Source organism: Exiguobacterium sp. PvP048 (assembly GCF_040549175.1).
Taxonomy (GTDB): Bacteria; Bacillota; Bacilli; order Exiguobacteriales; family Exiguobacteriaceae; genus Exiguobacterium_A; species Exiguobacterium_A artemiae.
Window position 1 is genome coordinate 715,759 of sequence record NZ_JBEPSU010000001.1, and the last position, 20,959, is coordinate 736,717.

At 49.3% G+C, this 20,959-nt stretch carries 25 protein-coding genes; 6 read left to right on the forward strand and 19 right to left on the reverse strand.

Features of this window, described 5'->3' with window-relative positions; genetic code table 11:
* Nucleotides 1–3: 3 nt before the first annotated feature.
* Nucleotides 4–885, forward strand: a complete 882-nt coding sequence (locus ABIC15_RS03595; protein ID WP_354019735.1) for a YitT family protein — start codon at nucleotides 4–6, stop codon at nucleotides 883–885.
* Between the two features lie 30 nt (nucleotides 886–915).
* Nucleotides 916–1,818 carry an alpha/beta hydrolase gene (locus ABIC15_RS03600; RefSeq protein ID WP_318928860.1) on the forward strand — a complete coding sequence of 301 codons (903 nt, stop codon included), beginning with the start codon at nucleotides 916–918 and terminating at the stop codon, nucleotides 1,816–1,818.
* 48 nt (nucleotides 1,819–1,866) lie between these two features.
* Here ABIC15_RS03600 and ABIC15_RS03605 read toward each other — a convergent pair whose 3' ends face one another.
* The 15 genes from ABIC15_RS03605 to ABIC15_RS03675 all read right to left on the reverse strand — a co-directional run bounded on the left by ABIC15_RS03605 (nucleotide 1,867) and on the right by ABIC15_RS03675 (nucleotide 12,666).
* On the reverse strand, nucleotides 1,867–2,691 hold the full coding sequence (locus ABIC15_RS03605; protein WP_354019736.1) for a squalene/phytoene synthase family protein: 825 nt from the start codon (nucleotides 2,689–2,691) through the stop codon (nucleotides 1,867–1,869).
* A 127-nt stretch (nucleotides 2,692–2,818) separates the two neighbouring features.
* Nucleotides 2,819–3,046, reverse strand: coding sequence for a carbon storage regulator CsrA (csrA, locus tag ABIC15_RS03610; protein ID WP_026827533.1), 228 nt, complete (start codon nucleotides 3,044–3,046; stop codon nucleotides 2,819–2,821).
* On the reverse strand, nucleotides 3,046–3,486 hold the full coding sequence (gene fliW, locus ABIC15_RS03615) for a flagellar assembly protein FliW (protein WP_318928862.1): 441 nt from the start codon (nucleotides 3,484–3,486) through the stop codon (nucleotides 3,046–3,048). Before fliW ends, csrA begins: the two co-directional genes overlap by 1 nt.
* A 4-nt stretch (nucleotides 3,487–3,490) precedes the next feature.
* Nucleotides 3,491–4,069, reverse strand: coding sequence for a DUF6470 family protein (locus ABIC15_RS03620; protein WP_114595073.1), 579 nt, complete (start codon nucleotides 4,067–4,069; stop codon nucleotides 3,491–3,493).
* 17 nt (nucleotides 4,070–4,086) lie between these two features.
* Nucleotides 4,087–5,046 carry a flagellar hook-associated protein FlgL gene (flgL, locus tag ABIC15_RS03625; RefSeq protein ID WP_131502233.1) on the reverse strand — a complete coding sequence of 320 codons (960 nt, stop codon included), beginning with the start codon at nucleotides 5,044–5,046 and terminating at the stop codon, nucleotides 4,087–4,089.
* 7 nt (nucleotides 5,047–5,053) lie between these two features.
* A complete protein-coding gene (gene flgK / locus ABIC15_RS03630; protein WP_114595071.1) occupies nucleotides 5,054–6,583 on the reverse strand; it encodes a flagellar hook-associated protein FlgK in 1,530 nt (509 codons plus the stop codon).
* Nucleotides 6,584–6,595: 12 nt separating this feature from the next.
* Entirely contained in the window at nucleotides 6,596–7,003 is a 408-nt protein-coding gene (locus tag ABIC15_RS03635; protein ID WP_114595070.1) for a flagellar protein FlgN, read from the reverse strand.
* Nucleotides 7,004–7,095: 92 nt separating this feature from the next.
* Nucleotides 7,096–7,344 (reverse strand): flagellar biosynthesis anti-sigma factor FlgM, encoded by a 249-nt coding sequence (gene flgM, locus ABIC15_RS03640; RefSeq protein WP_114595069.1) that lies wholly within the window; start codon nucleotides 7,342–7,344, stop codon nucleotides 7,096–7,098.
* A 36-nt stretch (nucleotides 7,345–7,380) separates the two neighbouring features.
* The gene (locus tag ABIC15_RS03645) at nucleotides 7,381–7,761 is read right to left on the reverse strand and encodes a hypothetical protein (RefSeq protein WP_114595068.1); all 381 of its coding nucleotides are present in this window, start codon (nucleotides 7,759–7,761) and stop codon (nucleotides 7,381–7,383) included.
* Nucleotides 7,762–7,803: 42 nt separating this feature from the next.
* The gene (locus ABIC15_RS03650; RefSeq protein WP_251135966.1) at nucleotides 7,804–8,208 is read right to left on the reverse strand and encodes a ComF family protein; all 405 of its coding nucleotides are present in this window, start codon (nucleotides 8,206–8,208) and stop codon (nucleotides 7,804–7,806) included.
* Nucleotides 8,195–8,320, reverse strand: coding sequence for a hypothetical protein (locus tag ABIC15_RS03655; protein WP_354019737.1), 126 nt, complete (start codon nucleotides 8,318–8,320; stop codon nucleotides 8,195–8,197). The genes ABIC15_RS03650 and ABIC15_RS03655 overlap by 14 nt, the downstream gene beginning before the upstream one ends.
* A gap of 127 nt (nucleotides 8,321–8,447) precedes the next feature.
* Nucleotides 8,448–9,662 carry a helicase-related protein gene (locus tag ABIC15_RS03660; RefSeq protein WP_354019738.1) on the reverse strand — a complete coding sequence of 405 codons (1,215 nt, stop codon included), beginning with the start codon at nucleotides 9,660–9,662 and terminating at the stop codon, nucleotides 8,448–8,450.
* A 159-nt stretch (nucleotides 9,663–9,821) separates the two neighbouring features.
* Complete coding sequence (locus ABIC15_RS03665; protein ID WP_354019739.1) at nucleotides 9,822–10,667, reverse strand: DegV family protein; 846 nt, start codon at nucleotides 10,665–10,667, stop codon at nucleotides 9,822–9,824.
* 134 nt (nucleotides 10,668–10,801) lie between these two features.
* Entirely contained in the window at nucleotides 10,802–11,497 is a 696-nt protein-coding gene (locus ABIC15_RS03670; RefSeq protein ID WP_012371334.1) for a response regulator, read from the reverse strand.
* The gene (locus tag ABIC15_RS03675) at nucleotides 11,494–12,666 is read right to left on the reverse strand and encodes a sensor histidine kinase (protein ID WP_131502238.1); all 1,173 of its coding nucleotides are present in this window, start codon (nucleotides 12,664–12,666) and stop codon (nucleotides 11,494–11,496) included. Before ABIC15_RS03675 ends, ABIC15_RS03670 begins: the two co-directional genes overlap by 4 nt.
* Before the next feature lie 98 nt (nucleotides 12,667–12,764).
* Between ABIC15_RS03675 and ABIC15_RS03680 the strand changes: the two genes are divergently transcribed.
* The 3 genes from ABIC15_RS03680 (at nucleotide 12,765) to ABIC15_RS03690 (ending at nucleotide 14,912) form a co-directional block, all read left to right on the forward strand.
* Nucleotides 12,765–13,406 (forward strand): YigZ family protein, encoded by a 642-nt coding sequence (locus ABIC15_RS03680; protein WP_354019857.1) that lies wholly within the window; start codon nucleotides 12,765–12,767, stop codon nucleotides 13,404–13,406.
* A gap of 68 nt (nucleotides 13,407–13,474) precedes the next feature.
* Complete coding sequence (locus tag ABIC15_RS03685; RefSeq protein ID WP_354019740.1) at nucleotides 13,475–14,506, forward strand: LCP family protein; 1,032 nt, start codon at nucleotides 13,475–13,477, stop codon at nucleotides 14,504–14,506.
* Nucleotides 14,481–14,912, forward strand: a complete 432-nt coding sequence (locus tag ABIC15_RS03690) for a GNAT family N-acetyltransferase (protein WP_354019741.1) — start codon at nucleotides 14,481–14,483, stop codon at nucleotides 14,910–14,912. Before ABIC15_RS03685 ends, ABIC15_RS03690 begins: the two co-directional genes overlap by 26 nt.
* A gap of 296 nt (nucleotides 14,913–15,208) precedes the next feature.
* Here the strand turns inward: ABIC15_RS03690 and chrA are convergent, their stop codons facing one another.
* The 4 genes from chrA to ABIC15_RS03710 are packed head-to-tail and all read right to left on the reverse strand — an operon-like array spanning nucleotide 15,209 to nucleotide 19,101.
* Nucleotides 15,209–16,366 (reverse strand): chromate efflux transporter, encoded by a 1,158-nt coding sequence (gene chrA, locus ABIC15_RS03695; RefSeq protein ID WP_354019742.1) that lies wholly within the window; start codon nucleotides 16,364–16,366, stop codon nucleotides 15,209–15,211.
* Between the two features lie 54 nt (nucleotides 16,367–16,420).
* On the reverse strand, nucleotides 16,421–17,542 hold the full coding sequence (locus ABIC15_RS03700; RefSeq protein ID WP_354019743.1) for a DUF418 domain-containing protein: 1,122 nt from the start codon (nucleotides 17,540–17,542) through the stop codon (nucleotides 16,421–16,423).
* A 56-nt stretch (nucleotides 17,543–17,598) separates the two neighbouring features.
* The gene (locus tag ABIC15_RS03705; protein ID WP_012371341.1) at nucleotides 17,599–18,642 is read right to left on the reverse strand and encodes a glycosyltransferase family 4 protein; all 1,044 of its coding nucleotides are present in this window, start codon (nucleotides 18,640–18,642) and stop codon (nucleotides 17,599–17,601) included.
* A 57-nt stretch (nucleotides 18,643–18,699) separates the two neighbouring features.
* Nucleotides 18,700–19,101 carry a Rok-like winged helix domain-containing protein gene (locus tag ABIC15_RS03710; protein WP_012371342.1) on the reverse strand — a complete coding sequence of 134 codons (402 nt, stop codon included), beginning with the start codon at nucleotides 19,099–19,101 and terminating at the stop codon, nucleotides 18,700–18,702.
* A 292-nt stretch (nucleotides 19,102–19,393) separates the two neighbouring features.
* On the opposite strand from ABIC15_RS03710, the gene ABIC15_RS03715 reads away from it, so the two are divergent.
* Nucleotides 19,394–20,860 (forward strand): N-acetylmuramoyl-L-alanine amidase family protein, encoded by a 1,467-nt coding sequence (locus ABIC15_RS03715; protein ID WP_354019744.1) that lies wholly within the window; start codon nucleotides 19,394–19,396, stop codon nucleotides 20,858–20,860.
* The last annotated feature ends 99 nt before the right edge of the window (nucleotides 20,861–20,959 follow it).

Consider the following 20,959-nt stretch of genomic DNA (forward strand, 5'->3'; position numbering starts at 1 on the left):
TCGATGCCCGCAGCTGAACAGGCCAAACGACACCGCCGTTCAACGAAATGGCAACTGGTCCGTCGTTTGTTGTTGCTTACGATCGGTGCCGTGATTTTCGCTATCGGACTCAAAGGATTCCTTGTTCCGAACAGTATCATCGATGGAGGGATTGTCGGCATTTCCATCATCGGATCGAAACTGACCGATTCGACACTCGCATTGTGGTTATTCTTTCTCAACATCCCGTTCATCTTCTTCGGTTATAAACAAATTGGGAAAACGTTTGCCTTATCAACGCTTTATGCCATTTCCGTCATGGCAATTGCGACGAAGTTACTGGAAGACATCGGTCCGATGACACGGGTCGATCTCCTCGCAACCGTCTTCGGCGGGTTGATTCTCGGAATCGGGGTCGGGATCGTCATCCGGGCGAGTGGTTCACTCGACGGGACCGAAATTTTAGCAGTCTCGTTCAGCCGCTCGACCCCGTTTTCCGTCGGCGAAATCGTCATGTTCTTCAACGTCTTTATTTTAGGGGCTGCCGGTTTCGTCTTCGGTTGGGACCGGGCCATGTATTCCTTGATTGCTTACTTCATCGCCTTCAAGACGATTGATGTCGTCATCGACGGGCTCGATCAGTCGAAGAGTGTCTGGATCATTTCGGAAAACCATGAAGAGATCGGTCTTGCCATCATGGACCGGCTCGGCCGGACGATGACGTACCTGAACGGGGAAGGCGCTTTTTCCGGCGATGACAAAAAAATCATCTTTTGTGTCATCAGTCGGTTGGAGGAAACAAAGCTGAAGGAAATCGTCCGCGATTTTGACGAAGAAGCCTTTATCGCGATCGGCAACATCCATGATGTCCATGGCGGTCGTTTCAAGAAAAAAGATATTCATTAACGTATCCTACTGCAGAGAGGAAGAATCGCCGTGTCGTTTTTGAAAAAACATCGCAAGAAACTGATTGCCGGACTGATTGTCCTCATCGTCTTAGTGTTGATTGCCATCGTCGGTATTTCTGCTTATGTCGGTTCTTCCTTAACGGAGCCGCCCCGGGAACCGTTGACGACCAATCCGAAAAAGGCGGAGGATCTGGCGTACGAAAATGTCTCGTTCCGCTCTTATAAAGACCGGACCCGTTTATCCGGCTGGTGGATTCCAAGTGAAGACGCCAAGTTGACAATCGTCTTTGCCCACGGGTACGGAAAAAACCGGGAACAAAACGATGTCCCGGTGTTGCCGCTGTTCAAAAAGTTCCATCAAGCCGGCTATAACGTCCTGACGTTTGATTTCCGCGGCTCCGGTCAGTCGGAAGGAAAACGCGTCACGGTCGGTGCGAAGGAACAGGATGATTTATTGACCGCCGTCCGCTACGCGAAATCCCGGGCCTCGGAACCGGTCGTCCTCTACGGCATCTCGATGGGCGCGGCAACGTCTCTCGTCACGGCACCGAAAGCCGAAGTCGCAGGTGTCATCGCGGACAGTCCGTTCAGTGATCTCAAGAACTATCTTGCGACGAATCTGCCGGTCTGGAGCGGTCTGCCGAACTTCCCGTTCACGCCGGTCATTCTCCAGGTGACACCGCCTTTGACGGGACTGAACCCGGAACGTGTCCAACCGCTCGAAGCCATCCGCCGGATTGATTATCCGATCTTGATGATTCACGGCAAGGACGATGATGCGATTCCGGTCACGGAAAGTATGCGGCTGCAAAAAGCGGCACCGCGGTCTGAATTGTATGTGACGGAAAACGGCGGACACGTCCAGTCGTACAAACATGACCGGAAAGCCTATGAAGAAAAAATCCTATCGTATCTCGAAGATATTCGCTAAAAAAAGGAGGCACTGTTCCGAGGAACAATGTCTCCTTTTGTCTATCCATTATCGTTTTAGAACGGCACTCCCGACAATTTTCATGACTTCCGGCCGGCTGAGTTTTTCTTTTCCCCGTGCGAGCGCATCCAGTGTTCCGTGGGCGAGTGCAAGCGGAATCTTGCAGAACTCATAAATCGTCGTCTCTCTTGGAATCGAGGCGAGATATGCATCGGCTTCCGCCAGATTCTCCCGGGCATACTCGAACATCGTCTCCGTCGTCCAACCCGGTGGGAAATAGCCGACACCGCGTTCGGCGTCCTCCTGTTGATTGCGCAGGATGTTGACGGCCTGCAGTCCCCGTCCGAATCCGATTGCCTGTTGCTTGTCCGTCACGATACCGGCTTTCCAGTACCAGATGTCGGATAACATGACACCGACCAGTCCCGCAACGTAATACGTGTACTCGTCAAGATCTGCTGCCGTTTTGACCGTCCAGTCCCGCTCGGCCCAAGTGGCCATGCCTTCTGCCATCTCGGCTGTCGATTCCAGGACTTTCGCCCGAATACCGACCGGACAATACGCAATCCATTCTGACAGGCGCAGCGTCACTTCCGGCAACTGATTCGCGTAAGGGGCGATCATCGTCCGGTATGTCTGCTCGTCGAATGTTCCCCGCATCATTAACGCCGTTTCGCGCAATAATGTCGTCTTGACCCCGGTCGGCAATTCTTCGTGGTCCTCGATTTCATCGATCGCCCGCATACATAAGTAAGCCGCACCAACGGCTTCCTGTAGTTCCTGTGACAGACGGCTGATCGGTATATAAAAGGTCCGGCTCGTCGCTTTTAATACACGATTCGCATCTTTCTTCAGCTGCTTCGTCTCATTCATCCATTACACTCCCTCTTTAGTCAAAAAGGTTTCTTTTCTCTACATTACTATACACGATTCAAAAGAAATGAGCATTTTTTTGTTGAACGAAAAAACAGGACCGACATTGAAGTCCGTCCCGTCCTGGTCATGTATCTGTCCGTTGTTTTAATAATTGGCTCATCAGACCGGTACTTTGCGAAGCTTCCGCGTTTTCATCCTGAATCGCGAGATAGATTTCTTTGCGGTGGATATCGATTTGCCGGGGCGCGTTGATGCCGAGTTTGACCTGATCCCCTTCGATTGCGAGAATCGTCAACTCAATATCATCCCCGATTTGAATCGCTTCTCCCGTTTTTCGTTTTAAGACGAGCATCAGTGGCCACCTACTTCGGTCAAACTGCCGATCATCCGACGATTCGCATACGTTTCATCGAGAATGATCTGTTTCGCTTGACGGCGTTTCGTCTCCATGACGAATGGTGCCCGTAAGTTCGTCGTCGATTCCTGGAACGGTTCACGTAACGTGACCGTCGTATAGACGGCGACTTGTGCCGTTTCCTGAATCCCAAGTTGTTCCTTCGCCGATTCCGGTAATTCAAACACGTAATCCGGATCAATCCAAAATGGATTCGTCACGACAAACGCACACTCCGGCTGGTCAATCGATTGGAATGACCAAAAAGGAATCCCTTCTCCGAACGGTAAGAGGATAAAGCGTCGTGCTTCCGGAAAACCCGGTACTTCCGAGGCGAAGGTGATGATTTCACTTTCGTCGACTTGAACCGGACCAAAAAAATCAGTCATGATTTGCATATGATTATCCTTCCCCATCGAACATGCCGCCGACCGGCCACATATCCAGTTGATTTTGTTCCCGCAGATAAATTTCGACCGTACCTTCCGTCACATTCAACTCCGGTCGATTGACCTGAACCTCGATTCGCGGTCGTTCTGCTGTGTAATTGAGTTGCACTTCCGCCGGTGTATAATTGATTTTGACGCGTTCGAGACTGCGTGGCGAAAAGCCGAGTGTCGTCACTTCAGCAGGCGGTGTGTCCCGCGATTTTGCGACGCGGGAGACCGCATTTCCCCCTTGCTCGATTCGCATCAATTGATCGCCTTCAGACGCTGCCCGGCCAACTGCCTGTTGCCCCATCTGACGACCATATTCTGCATAACGCTGGACTGACTCAAAAGCTGGAAGTCGTCCCGTTTCAATCATCGCTTGGGTCGAATCAATTTCGAGTCGTGCTGCGACGGTTTCAATCGACAGATTCCCTTTTGGCTGTTCAATCGATAATGTCGCCGGTGCCTGATGTTGCTCAAGTGTCGCACGGGTGGTGTTGATTCCAATCTTCGCTGACGTTTGACGCATCTCAAGATGTGGCAGATTCACCGTCCGTCATCTCCTTCTTAACGTAAGAAATCAAGCAAGGTTGGCTGAATGATCCGCGCCCCCGCGCTGAGTGCCGCACGATGTAACGTTTCATACGACTTCAGTTCCATGATGACTTTTTCGGCTTCGATGTCTTCGTTATCCGACATGACCGATTTTGCGATAATTTCTTGATCTTCCAGACGAGATGCGTTCAGTTCAAGTCGGTTGACCCGCGCCCCAAGGTCAGCACGCGTTTCGACCGTCTGATTGAGCATACTATCAAGATCTTTTAACATCCCTGATAATTCGGCTCCATTATTTGAACTATCAACGGCACCTGCGTCTGAAACCCCACCAAGAGCATCGTATAATTTTTTGAGCGTCGTGAACGTTTCCGGACTAAATACATTTGTCGGTGAAACGTTGACTTGAACTTCAATTCCGGAAGAGATTTCATAACGGATGACTTCTTCTTCTTTTAGAGTTGGATCACCGTCTGTAAATACGGTATTAACCGCCTTACCCGGTGTTGTTAAATATTCTTTCAGACCTTCCATCGAAATGAAGGGTTGATCCGTCTTTGTTCCATTAAAAATGGCTTTTTCATTATATTTCGTGTTCGCCAGTGTCCCGATATGTTCAATCAGCTGACCCACTTCGCTCTGAATTGCTTTCCGTTGCGTAGCATCATACGTATCCGTCGCAGCTTGTGTCGTCAATTCGCGGACCCGACTCATGGCGGATGTCACTTCGTTGAGCGCCGAGTCCGTCAAGTCCATCCAACCTGTCGCTTCATTGACATTTTTTTTGAACTGTTCGACTTCACGCACTTCTGTCCGGTAACGAATCCCTTGCATTGCGACGACCGGATCTTCAGATGGTCGCTGAATCTTTTTTCCACTGATTAATTGTTCCTGCATCGCACTCAGTTTTTGATAACTGGCGGAAAGATGTCCGATATTTGTTTTCGTCAGCATCGTTTGTGTTACGCGCATTTAGTCATCACCGTCCTACGATTCCCATACCATTGATGATTTTATCAAGCATCTCATCAACCGTAGTAATATTACGCGCTGCCGCGTTGTATGCATGTTGGTACTGAATCATCATCGTCATCTCTTCATCGATTGAAACAGCCGAAACCGACATACGGCGCTGTTCCGCACTTTCCATCAAAACGGCAGAACTCTGACCGAGCCGAGCGACCTGATCCGTCGCGACTGCCATATCTCCAATGACATTTTGATAAAACGAACCGATTGTCGTCGTCGTATCGGATCGTTCAAAACGAATGTTTGCCGTTTTCATGTTGGCCAGTTTCAAGGCACCGGCACTATCACCGATGTTTCCGTCTGTCGAGGTAGCAATGTTATCCAGGCTCTTTTTAATGTCTGCTCCAAGCGTAATCGACTTTGCTGTGATTACTCCTCCGTTGGAAGAAACAAAAAATTCACTTGTACCCGCTGTTTTGTCTTTTTTTACATTCGTCGCATGAGCTTCGTTGAATGCTGTCGCAAACGTTGCTGCCATCTCATCCAGGTGTCCCTGCATATTGACATACTCACCCGTTGCTTGACCATCCTCAACGTGTCCGTACATCTCAATCAGACCAATTAATCGACCTGATGAAAAACCACCGGCTGCGTCAAATGAGATCGTTTGTGAATCTGTTTTGAATCCTGTATAGAGACCATTGTCATCTGTTGTAAAGGTCAACGTTCCTGCTTTTGGTAAATCTGAATCCACTGCAAGCAACTTATCACCATTCGGTAATTTGATTCGAACATCAATCCGACCTTCTGCCGTTTTAACCGTATTCCCAAGTGTTCCTTGCTGAATCGCATCACCGTCGACTGATACTTTTTCAAAATCAACGTACTCTGCGAGTTCATCGAAATAACGGTCTCGTTCATCATAAAGTGCATTTGGTAACACACCAAGCGGTTCGACTGTATGGATTTCAGCATTGATATTATGAATCTTTTTGAACAGATCATTTACTTTTTTAGTCGAGACCTCAATTTCACTTTTCAGGTCACCTTGTACTTGATTAAGTGCCTTCGCCATGTAATTAAACGTTTGTGTCAATGTCTCCGCTTTTTGACGGACGACACTCCGGGCACCTGAATCCTGGGGATTCGTTGATAAGGTCTGAAGGGATTCCCAAAACCCGTCAAATGCTTTAGACAAGCCTGTATCCGACGGTTCATTGATGACATCTTCCATACGACCGAATGCTGCTTCTTTTGTACCATAGTAAGATGTCTTCGTCGCCTCGTCTCGATATTGTTTATCGAGCATGACATCGCGGACACGTTCGAGGAGTTCACCTTTTACACCCGTACCGATTTGTCCCATTTTACCTGTACCGATTGCCATCGACAATTGCTCTGTCGTCGCCATGACAAGACGTTGCCGTGAAAAGCCGGCCGTTCCTGCATTGGCGATATTGTTTCCGGTCGACTGGAGCGCCCACTGATTCGTCGTCAGTGCACGACGACCGGTTTCAAGCCCCATGAATGTTGAACCCATGTATTTGCCTCCTTAAGCATTTCGATTGAAATGTGCGCGATCAAGCGCGGACTGACCATATGTAAAATCATCTGCTTCTGGTATCAGCAATTCCAGATGCCAGTTTAAATAGTGTAACGATTGAGTGAGTAAGTCAGCGTTCAACTCGTTCAGTACCTTCAACTGACCAATCGTTTGAAGCAACCGACGCATGGAATCGACATCCTCCGGGTGCGCTTGCAGCCACTCCGTCATCGTCATCGTCCCCATCTGAGCGAGACGCTGCTGCTCCAACTGTTCGATTCGTTTTAAATGAATCGGTTCTTCCTTGACGAGCTGCGAAAGACGCGGCATATCATTTTGAATCAAGACCTGTTTTTTTTCTTCCGCCAGTTCCAGTAGTGCGGCATGTTCCGCCGTCAGCTGATCGATGAGTTCCATCCGTCCTGTCCTCCTCCGTCTATGTTCGTTCATATAAAAAGCGACCCGCGCATCCGTGCCCCGAGTCGCCTCTATTGTTTAAGTTAGTCTTCTTACAAGTTCAAGAAACGTTCCGCGATTTTCTTCGCATCCGGTTTATAGGTTCCATCCTGAATGGCTTGTCGAAGGGATTCGATTTTTTCGGTCCGTGAAGGCGTCGTTTCGTTAAAGCGCAACCGCGCTTCGCTTGAAATCGTCACTTCATCCGGCCGATTCGTGCGTGTTGGTTCTGTTCCTTCTACTTTTTGATTTTTTTCGTACGTCTTAGGCATGTTAACCCACTTCGTAGAATCAATTCGCATGTGAACACCTGCTTTCTAGACTACAAGATTCTTAATTCAAGTTCGATACGTTCGCGGTTTCGAAGGGGCAGAAGAATCAAGCATCGCTTGAGCGAGTTCACGTCGCAATTTTTCGCGACATTCGGCACAAATCGTGCCATCACGGGAGGGCTTCCCGCAACTCTCACACATGATCTCCATCTGAGAAATTTCAGAGATCAACAATCGCCCTTCTTTAATGTAACGGAAGACCGTTTCTCTCTTTACTCCGATAGCCATCTCAACATCTTTAGGTGAGGTTCGGACTTTTCGCCGTTCTCGCAGGAACTCACGCACCTTCTCAAAATCAGTATGATCTTTTCTGATACAATCGACACACAGATCAGAAGATTGACGAACAAATAACTTCCCGCAAGTTTTGCAGTTTAATACATCCATTTCCTTCACCTCATATTGAATATCGGCAGGAATGAAGATTTTTTAAACACTTCGAAATAAAGTTACCGCAGAAATTTCTTTGGCGCCGGCTTCATAAAGCCGTGAAGCCGCTTGGTGCAAGGTGATTCCGGTCGTATAGACGTCATCGACCAGCAAAATCGTTTTTCCGGTCACCGGCTGAATGACGTGATACGGATTGTCCCGTTCCAGTCGTTCGTGCCTCGTCTGATGACTGAATGCGACTCCGTCCGTCCGTTCCAGCACAAGCCGGACCCGTCCCCGCATCATCCGGGCGATCAGTTCCGCCTGATTGAATCGGCGTTCGCGCAAACGTTCCGGACTGAGCGGAATCGGGACAATCCAATCCTGTTTGACTTTTACCTTTTTGAGCTCTGTTTTAAACACGTCGAGCAAAGCCGTGTCCCCGAGAAACTTATACCTTTTCATGAACGCCTTTGCTTGTGTCTGATAAAGAAATAGCGGGTGCGTGACCAATCGTCGTCCCTGGTTGCGCCAGTTCTGACAATCCGGACAGAGCGGCAGTCCCGGTTTTCCGCAATCCTCACACCCTCCGCATTCCCCTCTTTTTACAAATTCTATTTTACAGGTCGGACACAGGGTTTGACTAGTCCAGACATTTGATAACGTCCAGCCGGGTAAAAAGTCCTGCCTGCACAGGTAACAGTTCATCGAAATCCCTCCCGGTTCGCTCGTTTAATGTGATGAATCGCTTGGTACATCGCATCGGACCGGTCATTCGCAAAAAATACGACGTCCCCTTCCGGAAAATCAGCATTTCGTCCGACCCGTCCGCTGATTTGAATCAAGGCCGCACTGCTGAAAGATTGATCGGCATCGAGAACTGCCACTTGAACGTCGACTAACGTCACGCCCCGTTCGAGGATCGTCGTTGTCAACAAAATACCGGTCGTCTGACGGAAACGGGCGACCTTTGTGACCCGCTCCGGATCTGCAGCATGGACGGTTTCGCACTCGATCCCCTGCTGATGCAAAAAGGTCTGCCATGTCTCAAGCGCCGCGACTTGCGGCACGAACAACAGACGTGGTTTAGTCGCATGCGTCCGAAGCCAGTCTACGATATCCTGTTTCGTATAGGGAATCTGCAGGCGGGGAATCGGCAACGGAAAACCATGATAGCGGCGCATCAAACGAACCGTTGGCAGGCGTTGATCGCGCAACGAAGGTGTCGCACTGAGTAAAATCAAAGAAGAACCGGGAGCCGTCGCCTGACGGACATAGCGGTGTAACGTCCGATCGGTCCGGTACGGAAAGGCATCGACCTCATCAATGAAGACGACGTCAAAACACGCGCGGTAATGAATCAATTGATGGGTCGTACTGATTGTGATGTCGCCGAGTCCCAACCGGTCAGCGGACCCTCCAAACAACGAAACGATGGTTGCCTGTTGAAACGCCCGTCTCAGATGCCCTGTCAATTCCCGGACGACGTCCGCGCGCGGCGTCGTGATCAGGACACGGCGATTCGTACAAAGTGCCCGTTCGATGCCCGGAAACAACATCGGCGTTTTTCCGGCGCCGCAGACGGCATGGACAAGCAGCTTCTCTTGTTGATCAATCGTCCGGATAATCGCATCGGCAATCCGTTGCTGATCACTCGTCAAATTCAGTTCCGTATGATAATCGGGACGGACGGGGTCAAGCGGGCGCGGATCCGTGACAAGGCGGTCACACGTCCGCAGTTTGCCGAAAATCAAACAATGGCGGCAGTAATAACAGCGTTTCCCGCACGTACACGGTCCGCGGGTCGGTAATTTTCCGCACCGCTCGCAACGCCACGTGACAGCCGGCCGGTATTCAAGAGGAGCATCGACCGACATGTCGAGCCGGTAGTCGGGAATCAATCGTCCACGTAAATCCATAAGTCACTTCCTTTCGTTGACTGACTCTCCCTTTCGGCAAGACGGACGGACTTCCTGCCGCCGCTTGAAAGCCCCTATTTGGAATAACGGGACGAAAAAAACGTACCTGCTTTCGCAGATACGCCGTTGTTCGTTGTATGTCCTATGGATAATACAGGGTTACGCTTCTTGATACCAGGTAATACCGATTGCACCGGGTCCTAAGTGGGTTCCGATGACGGGACCAAACACACTCATCTCAATCCGGGCATCCGGGAACCGTTCCTGTAAGACGGCAATTTCTGCTTCCGCTTTGGACGAATCTTCCGCATGGATGACACCGATGACATGACCGGCACCTGTTCCTTGAATCGTCTCGTCCATCATTTCCTCAATCCGTTTGACGGCCCGTTTGAACGTCCGGATTTTTTCGAACGGCACGATTTTCCCGTCGACGAAATGGAGAACCGGTTTGATTTTCAGGAAAGAACCAACGACGGCTTGCGTCATGCTGAGACGTCCGCCGCGTTGGAGGTGTTCCAAGTCATCGACCACGAAATAGGCACGGATGACTTCTTTTAATGCTTCAAGACGGGCGACGATGTCAAGCGCTGTCGCACCGGCATCACGCATCCGAACGGCTTCTTTGACTAAAAAGGCTTGCGGCATACAGGAAATCCGCGAATCAATCGGATGGACCTGAACGTGTTCGATCATCATGTTAATCGTATGTAAGGCCTGGTACGTCCCACTGATTCCGCTTGATAACGTGATACCGATGATATCCGTCCCTTGCGGAAGTTGTTCAAACGAATCAACAAGATCACCGATGTTCGGCTGTGAGGTCGTCGGTAAACTTCCTGTCTGAATCCGTTGATAAAAATCAGGTACGGAAATATCGAGTCCTTCACGATACGCATCTCCGTCAAAGATGACACTAAGCGGTGCAACATGGACATTGTTTTCTTCACAATAGGTAGTTGGCAGATAGGCAGTACTATCCGTTAAAATCACAATCTGGCTCATTCGTGAATTTCCTCGCTTTTAAGAGTTCCGTCGTGACATAAGGTATTCTGACAGGTCACAATCGGTTTTTATCATATCACAGGTTGAAGTCTAAAAAAAAGAAAGACGGAGCCGAATCGGCTTCCGTCCTGACCTTAAACGACGACGACCCAGCCGCGGCGAATCGCTTCGACGACAGCACCGGTCCGATCGGGTACATTCATCTTACGTAAAATAGAGGATACGTGGTTTTTAACGGTTTTCTCACTGATGAACAACGTATCGCTGATCGCCCGGTTCGAGAAACCGTCCGCGAGCAGCTGCAGGACTTCACATTCCCGGCGTGTCAACACATGTAACGGTGCTTCGGCGACACGTTTTTCAATCGGTTGTGAAGACATCGTCTGCTTCATCTTCATCAGACGACGGTATTCCTGTAACAGGTTCGGTGTGACTTTCGGGTGGACATATCCGCCTTCCCGGTACACAGACCGGATCGCATTGACCAGTTCATCCGTCGCCATCTCTTTTAAGAGATAACCGACCGCCCCTGCTCCAAGCGCATGCATGACATACGTTTCATCGTCATGGATTGACAGGATGATGACCCGGACTTCCGGATGGACTTCCATCAAACGTTTCGTTGCTTCGACCCCGTTGACTTTCGGCATATTTATATCCATTAAGACGATATCCGGCTGATGTGCTTCAACGAGTGGAATCACGTCTGCTCCACTCTCGCCCTCCGCGACGACGACGAACTCTTCTTCGAAATCAAGAATCCGTTTGACGCCTTCCCGGAATAACTGATGATCGTCGATGATGACTACTTTTACTTGCTCGTTATTCACAGTGTTTCTCCTCTCACTCCGGATTCCTCAACTGGAATCCTTACCTTGATGACTGTCCCTTTACCTGGCTGCGTCTCAATCTCAAATTCCCCGTCTATCAATTCAATCCGTTCCCGCATCCCGATCAGTCCGAATGACTCATCACACGATTCGACGATGGAATCAAAATCAAATCCGATCCCGTTATCTTTAACATGAATTCGAACGGAATGTTGATACTGTTCTATGATAATACGAATGTCCCCTGCTTTGGAATGCTTAACTGCATTTTGGACCGCTTCCTGCACAATTCGGAAGACGGCGACTTCATATGTGGACTCAATCCGTTCGCCGCCTCCGAGATAATTAAAGTGAATCGGGATGTTGGAAATTTCCTGCATATGTCGTAAATAGCGTTCAAGTGTCGGGACGAATCCGAGATCATCCAGCGTCATCGGCCGTAAATCATAGATGATACGTCGAATGTCAGCTAATCCATCACGAATCAATTTCCGCAGACGATGTATTTCTTCAAAGGCCGCTTCCGCGCCATTATGCTGGTGAATCTTTTCAATCAAATCAGCCCGGATCAACACGTGGGCAAGCGTCTGCGCAGGACCGTCATGCATATCCCGCGACAGGCGGCGGCGCTCATTCTCTGCCGACTGGAATACTTTTAAACCCATCTCTTGTTTTTGCATCGCTTTTTCGTACTTTTCGTTCATGACCTGCATGTCGTCCGTCAGGAAATTCAACACGACCGAAACACGGCTGATCAGCATGTCGGCACGTTCTATCGTTTCGTCCAGTTGAATCAAACGTCGTTCGAGCTCGTCCCGCCGTTTGCGGCAGTTCATCTCATCGCGTTGATTGATGAATGACTCGAGCTGAAGCGAGTTCGCCGTCTCATAAGCAGAACGAATATCTTGTTCCGAGTAGTTGTCGAAGTTTTTGCTCACGATAACGAGTCGCGCTTTCGAATCCTTAATGTGTCGTTCCAGCCGTTCAGCTTCTTTAATGTAGTCGTGAACACGTGTCTTCAACTCCCGTAGCTCCTGCTGAATTTCAGCATACTGCTCACGTGAACTTTCGGTAATCCGGACGATTTCTTCCCGGCTTTCTTCTACGACACCAATGATGTTCTGTACGATATCATTCAAGGACAGTCGCTCCCCCATCTCATTCGTCATACTACTCCCTCCGTTCCTTGCCAGTCCCCACGGTTGTCTCTCTCTCAAATCGTCGTTATGCTAGAAAGAACTAGTTAACGAGGAGGACATTTTTGATTATGACATTATTTAATTATTATACAGTAAAAGAAAACGGTTTCCATGAAATCATTATCCAAAAGTCACGATTTATTACATATTTGGCGCGTGCCACCTCGGAAGAAGAGGCTCAGCGCTTCATTGCGGACCTCAAAAAAAAACATTCGGATGCCAATCATAATTGCTCCGCCTACATCATCGGCGAACGCAATGAGATTCAAAAAGCCAATGATGACGGCGAACCGAGTGGAACGGCAGGCGTCCCGATGCTGGAAGTCTTAAAAAAACGGAATCTCCGCAATACGGTCGTCGTCGTGACCCGATACTTCGGCGGCATCAAGCTCGGCGGCGGCGGATTGATCCGGGCTTACGGCTCGAGTGTCTCGGAAGGCCTGAACGCTGTCGGTATCGTTGAACGGATTGCCCACGATTTAGTGGAAATCACGGTCGACTACACCTGGCTCGGAAAGCTGGAAAATGAATTACGGGCAACCGAACACATCATTGATCAGATTCATTATCTTGATCATGTCAAAATCGATGTCTGGGTCGAGGAAACAGCCGTCCCCGCCTTCCTTGAGTGGATGACGAATTTGACGAACGGGCAAGCCCTGCTCGAGAAAACGCATTCGCGCTATGTCGAACGTGACATTCAACCTTGACCTGCTATACTGATTGTAAAGAATTTAAAAGTTTTCTAATAATTCAGTAAATTAAGGAGTAATGAATCGTGGATGATTCCAAACGATCCCGTTCTACCAAACCAAAACCAAAGCGGTCGTGGTTTAAAGTGTTCGTCACCGTTTTTCTAGTCGTATTTATCGCTGGAGGTGCTGCATTTGCCTATGTCGCTAATAAAACGTTCCAAACCGCCAAACAATCAGAAGTCGAACTGTCACGTGGAGATAAATCAGATAAGCGGGCAGCTGCCGTCGACTTAACGAAAGATCATTTTTCCGTCCTGCTCGTCGGAACGGATGAACGTCCGGGTGATACGTCCTCACGTGCCGATACGATGATTGTCGCAACATTCAACAAAACGAATAAACAAGTCAGTTTACTGAGTATTCCTCGTGATTCCCTCGTCATGATCCCATCTGTCGGGTACGAAGATAAAATCAATCATTCCTATGCGTTCGGCGGCATTGATTCAACGATTGAGACCGTCGAAAAGCTGCTTGATATCCCGATTGATTATTACGGTTCAATCAATTTCAATGGTGTCGTTGCGATTGTCGATGCTGTCGGCGGCATTGAAGTCGATGTCAAATTACCAATCGATACGTTAAACTCTTCCGATAAAAAAGGAGGCGTCAAGCTCGAGCCCGGTCTTCAACGCTTAAACGGTGAGGAAGCTCTTGCCTATGCCCGGATGCGTTACGAAGATCCAGAAGGAGATATCGGACGGACGAAACGCCAACAACAGGTTGTTCAAGCGATCATCGATCAATCGACATCCTTTGGATCCATCACAAAGCTGAATAAGTTAATGGATGCGACCGGTGATAATTTCACGACAAACATGTCCCTGACGGAAGCGTTCCAATTACAGCCGTTCGTCAAATCCTTGAATACCGTCAACCGGATTGATTTAAAAGGGGCGGATGTCAAGATTAACGGTGCCTACTATTATCAGCTCGATCCAGGTTCTCTTGCCGATGCGAAAACGATGTTAAAGGAACAGTTGAACTTACCGGAGACTGCCGATGAATCGACATCCACACCGGAGGTTACCGATGATTCAACCGTTGAAAGTAACTGATTATCCCGAACTTTACCGGCTCCAGCAACAAGCGTACCGGGTCGAGGCCGATTTAATCGGTGTCACTTTCTTTCCACCGCTTCTTCAGACGGAAGCCGCGTTACGCGAGGAACACCCGTCCGGTTATATCATGCGTCTCGACGGACGACTCGTCGGAGCAGTAACAGTCGACGGTGAGACCATCACCCGGTTACTCGTTTCCCCGGATTATTTTCGTCAAGGTATCGCCACGCAACTGCTCCGATATGCCTGTGAAAAACAACTGCTCCGCTTCGTTTCGACGGCCGCCTTAAACGAACCAGCCATCGCCTTGTATCGCCAATTCGGATTCCGGCCTGTTCATCAAGTCAGACAGGACGCAATCGTCCTCGTGACACTCGAACGTGACGATGTGTCTAATGCGTGACTGATCAAATAGAACAAGGGGCTGACTCAAAAGTCAGTCTTTACACAAAGATGAGGGTGGCAGAATAATAATCTGCCACCCTCATCACGTACAAAAAAGAATCACTCGCTTCACGCCACTCCTACAGGAAAAAGCGGATTTTTGCGCTGTCAGAGACGAACAAGACCCGGGTTCCTGCCTGAATGAGGCAGGAACACTGGCTTGTGTCTCGCCTGAGGAAAGGGCGTGAAAAGAGAAGTGATTCTTTTTTAAGTCATGCCCTTTTCAGCTGTAAAAGCTCGTACGTTTAACGTCAATCAGAACCAGCCCATGATCGATCCAATCACCGCACCGAGGATAACAATCCGGAGCGGTGATTGTTTATAAAATCGAAGCAGACAAAACAAACCGAACGCAACGAAAAAATCGACTCCTGTTTTTATGCTCGACGTGAAGATCGGATCATATAACGCAGCAAGCAGAATTCCGACAACGGCTGCATTGACACCAATCAACATCCGTCCGACCTGTTTGTTACCACGGACCCGGTCCCAAAACGGCAGGACACCAAGGACAAGTAAAAATCCAGGCAGGAAGATGGCGAGGGTCGCAAGGATTCCGCCCAGCAGCCCGTTCACGACCGTTCCAAGATACGTCGCGAAGGTAAAAAGTGGACCCGGGACGGCTTGAGCTGCCGCATATCCGGCTAAGAAACTGTCACCCGTCAAAAAGTCCGGCACGAGCGACTGCTGCAAGAATGGCAGGACGACATGTCCACCACCAAACACGAGTGCACCTGCACTGTACATGATACTCGTCAGTTGGAGATTTCCGGTTGCGACATTCGCTAAAACCGGTGTCACGACGAGCAGGACGACGAACAAGATCAAGGCACCGATGCTGAGAAGACGCGGCACACGAATATCTAGTTTCCCGCCACCTGCAGGCTCATCTTCAAACCAAAACAGACCAATCAATGCCGCAACAAGCAAGACACCGACTTGCGCGAGTGGATGGGCGAGCAACAAGACACCGGCCAACGCCAGCAGCATTAAAAATAACCGTTTCGGACCAACTGCAAGTTTTGTTCCCATACCGAGAACCGCATCCGCAACGATGGCGACCGCAACCAGTTTCAGACCATGGATGAAACCGGCTTCCGTTAAATCAAATTCGGTTGCGAGCAACGCAAAAAGGATCAACAGAATACTTGATGGTAACGTAAAGCCGATGAATGAGACGATTGCCCCGACGACTCCACCCCGGACAAGACCAATCCCCATCCCGACCTGACTCGAAGCCGGTCCCGGCAAGAATTGGCAAAGGGCGACGAGATCGGCATAGGCTTTCTCATCCACCCACTTCCTTCGCTTGACGTATTCCTCGTAAAAGTATCCTAAATGGGCGACGGGTCCGCCAAATGACGTTAATCCGAGCTTCAAGGACACGATAAAAATTTCAATCCATCTGTTCATATGACCACCTCCGCGCTGAATTATACGAAAACTGTGTAAATTTTCTGTGACCATTCAGACGTTTGATGATTTTTTCCCGCCATATGTGACAGTTCTCCAAACAGTCTCGACAGGACCTTGACGATACCGTTTCAGGTACCAGCTCGAGAACAGGATTTGCATGACTAGTACGACGATCACCAGTAACGTTCCCTGCCAGAGCGGAATCGTCCCGTATCGACCGGTCACGAAGAGCACCAGTGTAAAGACAAGCGTCTGCGTGAGGTAATTCGTCAACGCCATCCGTCCCAACACTTGAAACCCCATTAACGGACGTCCTGACCGGACGAGTAAGGCAATCCCCGCCGCATAGGCAACAGCGAGTGTGCGCCCCGACAGCCAGACAAAAAAGTAGTTGGCCAGTCCATCCGGGAAACGACCCTGATGAATCTGAACGATCGGATAGAGTAACGGTAACGACAGCAATAGACTGGCACCAAACACAAGACCGATTGTCCGGGTCGCCGGCGGGCGGACCGTGAACCGTTCCATCAAGTAAGCCCCGATTAAAAACAGGGAAAGAATTTCCGGCCAAATCGCCAGTGAATTGTTTAAGCCGTGCGGTAATTGAACGGTCGCATGATAGGTGACGAATTCTATGATGTCACGTGCCGCCACGATCGATTGCAGGGTCATATCCGGGTCCGGAATCGACCGGTCCCCGACAGACTCGGCATATTGATAAATCGACAGATACCGAAAGAAGACATACAGCTGTAAGGCAAGACCAATCCACAGTTTTGTTGATGGTCGTGTCTGAACGAACGCAAGCAGCATCAAACCGCACAGGGCATACGTCTGCAGAATATCCCCTCTCCAAAACAGCAGATGGATGAGACCGAACAGAAATAAAGCGAGTAAACGGCGGACAAAAATCCACAGTGATTTGCGTTTTACCCGCAAGCGGTTGATGAACAGAATGAAGCCGGCTCCGAATAAAACGCTGAACAACGTATAGAATTTTGTTTGGATGAACAGGTCAAACAGGAGACGCAACAGCTGATCGGTGCTCCCCATCTCACGCGTGAAACGTTCGCCGAGAAAGCTCGGCATATTAACAAAGAGGATGCCGCATAAAGCGAATCCCCGCAACACATCCAGATAGATAATTCGGTCGGCTCGTTCAATCGGATTCATCTTGACTCCCCTATTCGCCAAATCAGCCGCCCAAATTCCTTTGAGCGGCTGATTGGTCATTTTGATGTCATTCGTTCCAGCAAATTCAGTAACGGTCGATAGCGCTCGCCCAGTAATCCAAGCGATTCGACTAAAATATCGAGTACGAGCAATAACATCAGCAAGGAAACGAGTGCTCCCAGCGAAGTCGTTTGTGAAAACAGGACCGCTGTCATCCCGAAGACGGCACACAGTCCGTAAATGACGAGTACCGCCTGCCGCATCGTAAATCCAAGGTCAAGTAACCGGTGATGCAGATGGGCTTTATCCGGTGCAAACGGTGGTTTTCCCTGTAATACCCGGCGCACAATCGCAAACAGCGTATCGGAAATCGGGATGCCGAGCAGGATGACCGGCACTGCGAGTGAAAACAGGGTGACGTTCTTGAAACCAAGCAACGACAGGACACCCAACATGTATCCGAGGAATAACGCACCGGTGTCTCCCATAAAAATCTTGGCCGGATAAAAGTTGTGGAACAGAAAACCGAATGTACTCATCAATAAAAGAATTGCGACAATCGTCACGTAGACATTGCCCTGGATGACGGCCAGGCTGATCAGGGTCAGCAGGACGATACTTGAAACCCCTGCCGCCAGTCCGTCCAGTCCGTCAATCAGGTTGACGGCATTCGTGATGCCGATGACCCAGAGAAACGTCAGCGGGACACTCCACCAGCCGAGATACAATTGTTGATCGAACGGCAGATTGATAAACTCGATCCGGATCCCGCCGTTTAAGACGACCACGGCCGCAACGATCTGCCCCATCAGTTTCAGTCGGGCATTTAATTGAAAACGGTCATCGAGTGCGCCTGTCAAAATCACGACAAAGCCTCCGACCAGAATATGTGTCGCATACGGGCTTGAAGGTTGCAAAATAAAGTAACCGATCATAAATGCAATGTAAATCGCAAGACCGCCTAAACGCGGCATAATTCGTACGTGTACTTTTCGTGCGTCCGGACTGTCAACGGCACCGACGGCAATCGCAAAGCGTTTTACGACGGGTGTGATCAGTAAGGCCGCGATAAAACAGACAATGGACGCCGTCCATAACATAATAACATCACGCTCCTGCGCGAATTATATCATAAAAAAAAAGAGCCGACGAGCGGCTCACATGAAGATTGGGACTTCTGCAGATGGATCATATGTATAGATGCCGCGTCCGACTTTTTTAATCGCCGGATTCGCTTGTTCCACTTTTGCCATCAGTTGATAGATGTTGCTGATTTGGTGACGGTACCGGAGTTCCAGTTCCATTTGAATGTCCCGTGCCGACATTGATTCGCGTTCACGCATCAAGTCGCTGATTTGATGCACATAAACTTCCAGTGGGTAACGTTGGTTGACTCGGCGTTGCTTGAGCGGACGTTCCTGTGTCACGGCAACTTCTTTTGCCGAATCACTTGTTCCCCGACTTAATTCTGCGATTAAATATTCAGCGCGCCGTTGCAGACGACGGTATTCCTCTTCAATTTCCATCAGTTCTCGGTAGATATGTTCACTCGATCCCATTTGTTAACCCACTTTCCTAAATTAAACATAAATATTTCAATTATGTTTCAATTGTATGTTTTTTGAAATAAAATAAACTACAATTTGCCTCTTTAATATATAATTTTATTATATATTTAATTATTCTGTAATATTTTTCTCTCATTGGTTGTCACTTGACTACACTTCATATTAACAGAAAGGAGATAGAACGGAACAGATAAATTATAAATTAAACTATTTTAAAAATACTTAATTGACTATATAAGCTTTTCTACGTATTTATTCTACTTAAAAGGAGACTGGAAATTTAATGGACAAATTAACTAAAATCCTCACAATGACGCTAGTACTTTTGCTTCTGGTGACCATCGCTTTTCCGTCCTCATTAGTATCGGCTGCTTCCGGTGTAACGTTTACGAAAACGACCTATCAAACGACAGATTTACTGAATTTACGTTCGTCCGACTCGGTTTCCTCCAAAAAATTAACGACGATCCCGAAAAAAACGTCGCTGACGTCCAACTACCGGATTGGTGACTGGTATCGTGTCACCCACAGCGGAAAGACCGGTTACGTACTCGGTCAATACTTAACGAAAGTCGTCAGCGGGACGGCCTACCAGACGACGGATGCTTTATCGTTGCGTCAGGCTGCTTCGACATCTTCAGCCCGCCTTTTGACCATTCCGGTCAAGACGACGGTTACGTCGAGCTTCCGTGACGGCAATTGGTACAAAGTGACGTATAACAATAAAACCGGTTTCGTATCGGGTGCCTATCTAAAGAAAGTGGCGGCATCGTCCACAGCCTATACGACGACGGAACGGCTGAACTTCCGGACTGCACCGACGACCTCGGGCAAGCTGTTGATGACGATTCCGAGCAATCAAGTCGTCCAGTCCTTATCCGTCAGCTCCAACTGGCACAAAATCAGTTACGGCGGGAAAACCGGATATGTCATGGGGACGTATTTAAAAAAAGGTACGGCTTCTCCGACCGTCCCGACTGCCGGAACGGCTGATTACAGCGGCAGCAAGATGTATGTCCTGATTGATGCCGGAAGCACCGTCGCCTTACGGGCATCCGCTTCCGTCCTCAGCGGACAAGTGACCCGTCTCGGACGCGGTACACCGCTTCTCGTGACAAACACGTTCCATCAGACACGCGGTTTCGTCGCAGTCCAAACAGCGGACGGACGCCGGGGCTATGTCGAAGCCACTTATTTGACGCTGTTCCAACCGAGCCCGGCGAATCGTCCGTTGATCGTTCTCGATCCCGGACACGGTGCTTACGATCCGGGCGCTGTCCGGGCAGGACTCGCAGAACGGGACATCGTCCTGTCTGTTGCCCGTCAAGTCGCCGGTCTGCTGGCAGGAAAAGTGGATTTGACGTTAACACGCTACACAAACGATTATTATCCGTCACTCGGCGACCGGAGTGCGATGGCAAACGCTTTGTCGACGTCACGGTTCGTCAGCATCCATATCAATGCTTCGAATGGTACCAGTGCGTCCGGTGCGGAAAGTTACTACTATAAGGGAACAACTTCCGTTCAGCTCGCACAGGCGATTCAGCAACGGCTGACAGGTTACGCCGGCATGCGCGACCGCGGTGTCCACTTTGCCAATTATGCTGTCATTCGCGGAACGCAGGCACCGGCCGTCCTGGCGGAACTCGGTTTCCTATCGAATGCGTCAGATCGTGCGAAACTGGCAGACCCCGCTTATCAGGCACGTTATGCCCAAGCGATTGCCGACGGTATTCTCGCGACACTTTAAGTTCAAAGACTGTAAAACGCTCATTCCGTCTATCGGAACGAGCGTTTTTTATATGACAAAAGGACCGCTCAGGGAAGCGGTCCTTTTGTACTCACATGA

Bases quoted from the DNA above. Each gene is read 5' to 3' on its own strand.
- ABIC15_RS03595 (WP_354019735.1), top strand. From the start codon at position 4: ATGCCCGCAGCTGAACAGGCCAAACGACACCGCCGTTCAACGAAATGG.
- ABIC15_RS03605 (WP_354019736.1), bottom strand. From the start codon at position 2,691: ATGAATGAGACGAAGCAGCTGAAGAAAGATGCGAATCGTGTATTAAAA.
- csrA (WP_026827533.1), bottom strand. From the start codon at position 3,046: ATGCTCGTCTTAAAACGAAAAACGGGAGAAGCGATTCAAATCGGGGAT.
- fliW (WP_318928862.1), bottom strand. From the start codon at position 3,486: ATGCAAATCATGACTGATTTTTTTGGTCCGGTTCAAGTCGACGAAAGT.
- flgL (WP_131502233.1), bottom strand. From the start codon at position 5,046: ATGCGCGTAACACAAACGATGCTGACGAAAACAAATATCGGACATCTT.
- flgK (WP_114595071.1), bottom strand. From the start codon at position 6,583: ATGGGTTCAACATTCATGGGGCTTGAAACCGGTCGTCGTGCACTGACG.
- ABIC15_RS03635 (WP_114595070.1), bottom strand. From the start codon at position 7,003: ATGGAACTCATCGATCAGCTGACGGCGGAACATGCCGCACTACTGGAA.
- flgM (WP_114595069.1), bottom strand. From the start codon at position 7,344: ATGCGAATTGATTCTACGAAGTGGGTTAACATGCCTAAGACGTACGAA.
- ABIC15_RS03645 (WP_114595068.1), bottom strand. From the start codon at position 7,761: ATGGATGTATTAAACTGCAAAACTTGCGGGAAGTTATTTGTTCGTCAA.
- ABIC15_RS03650 (WP_251135966.1), bottom strand. From the start codon at position 8,208: ATGAAAAGGTATAAGTTTCTCGGGGACACGGCTTTGCTCGACGTGTTT.
- ABIC15_RS03660 (WP_354019738.1), bottom strand. From the start codon at position 9,662: ATGGATTTACGTGGACGATTGATTCCCGACTACCGGCTCGACATGTCG.
- ABIC15_RS03665 (WP_354019739.1), bottom strand. From the start codon at position 10,667: ATGAGCCAGATTGTGATTTTAACGGATAGTACTGCCTATCTGCCAACT.
- ABIC15_RS03675 (WP_131502238.1), bottom strand. From the start codon at position 12,666: ATGACGAATGAGATGGGGGAGCGACTGTCCTTGAATGATATCGTACAG.
- ABIC15_RS03680 (WP_354019857.1), top strand. From the start codon at position 12,765: ATGACATTATTTAATTATTATACAGTAAAAGAAAACGGTTTCCATGAA.
- ABIC15_RS03690 (WP_354019741.1), top strand. From the start codon at position 14,481: ATGATTCAACCGTTGAAAGTAACTGATTATCCCGAACTTTACCGGCTC.
- chrA (WP_354019742.1), bottom strand. From the start codon at position 16,366: ATGAACAGATGGATTGAAATTTTTATCGTGTCCTTGAAGCTCGGATTA.
- ABIC15_RS03700 (WP_354019743.1), bottom strand. From the start codon at position 17,542: ATGAATCCGATTGAACGAGCCGACCGAATTATCTATCTGGATGTGTTG.
- ABIC15_RS03705 (WP_012371341.1), bottom strand. From the start codon at position 18,642: ATGTTATGGACGGCGTCCATTGTCTGTTTTATCGCGGCCTTACTGATC.
- ABIC15_RS03710 (WP_012371342.1), bottom strand. From the start codon at position 19,101: ATGGGATCGAGTGAACATATCTACCGAGAACTGATGGAAATTGAAGAG.
- ABIC15_RS03715 (WP_354019744.1), top strand. From the start codon at position 19,394: ATGGACAAATTAACTAAAATCCTCACAATGACGCTAGTACTTTTGCTT.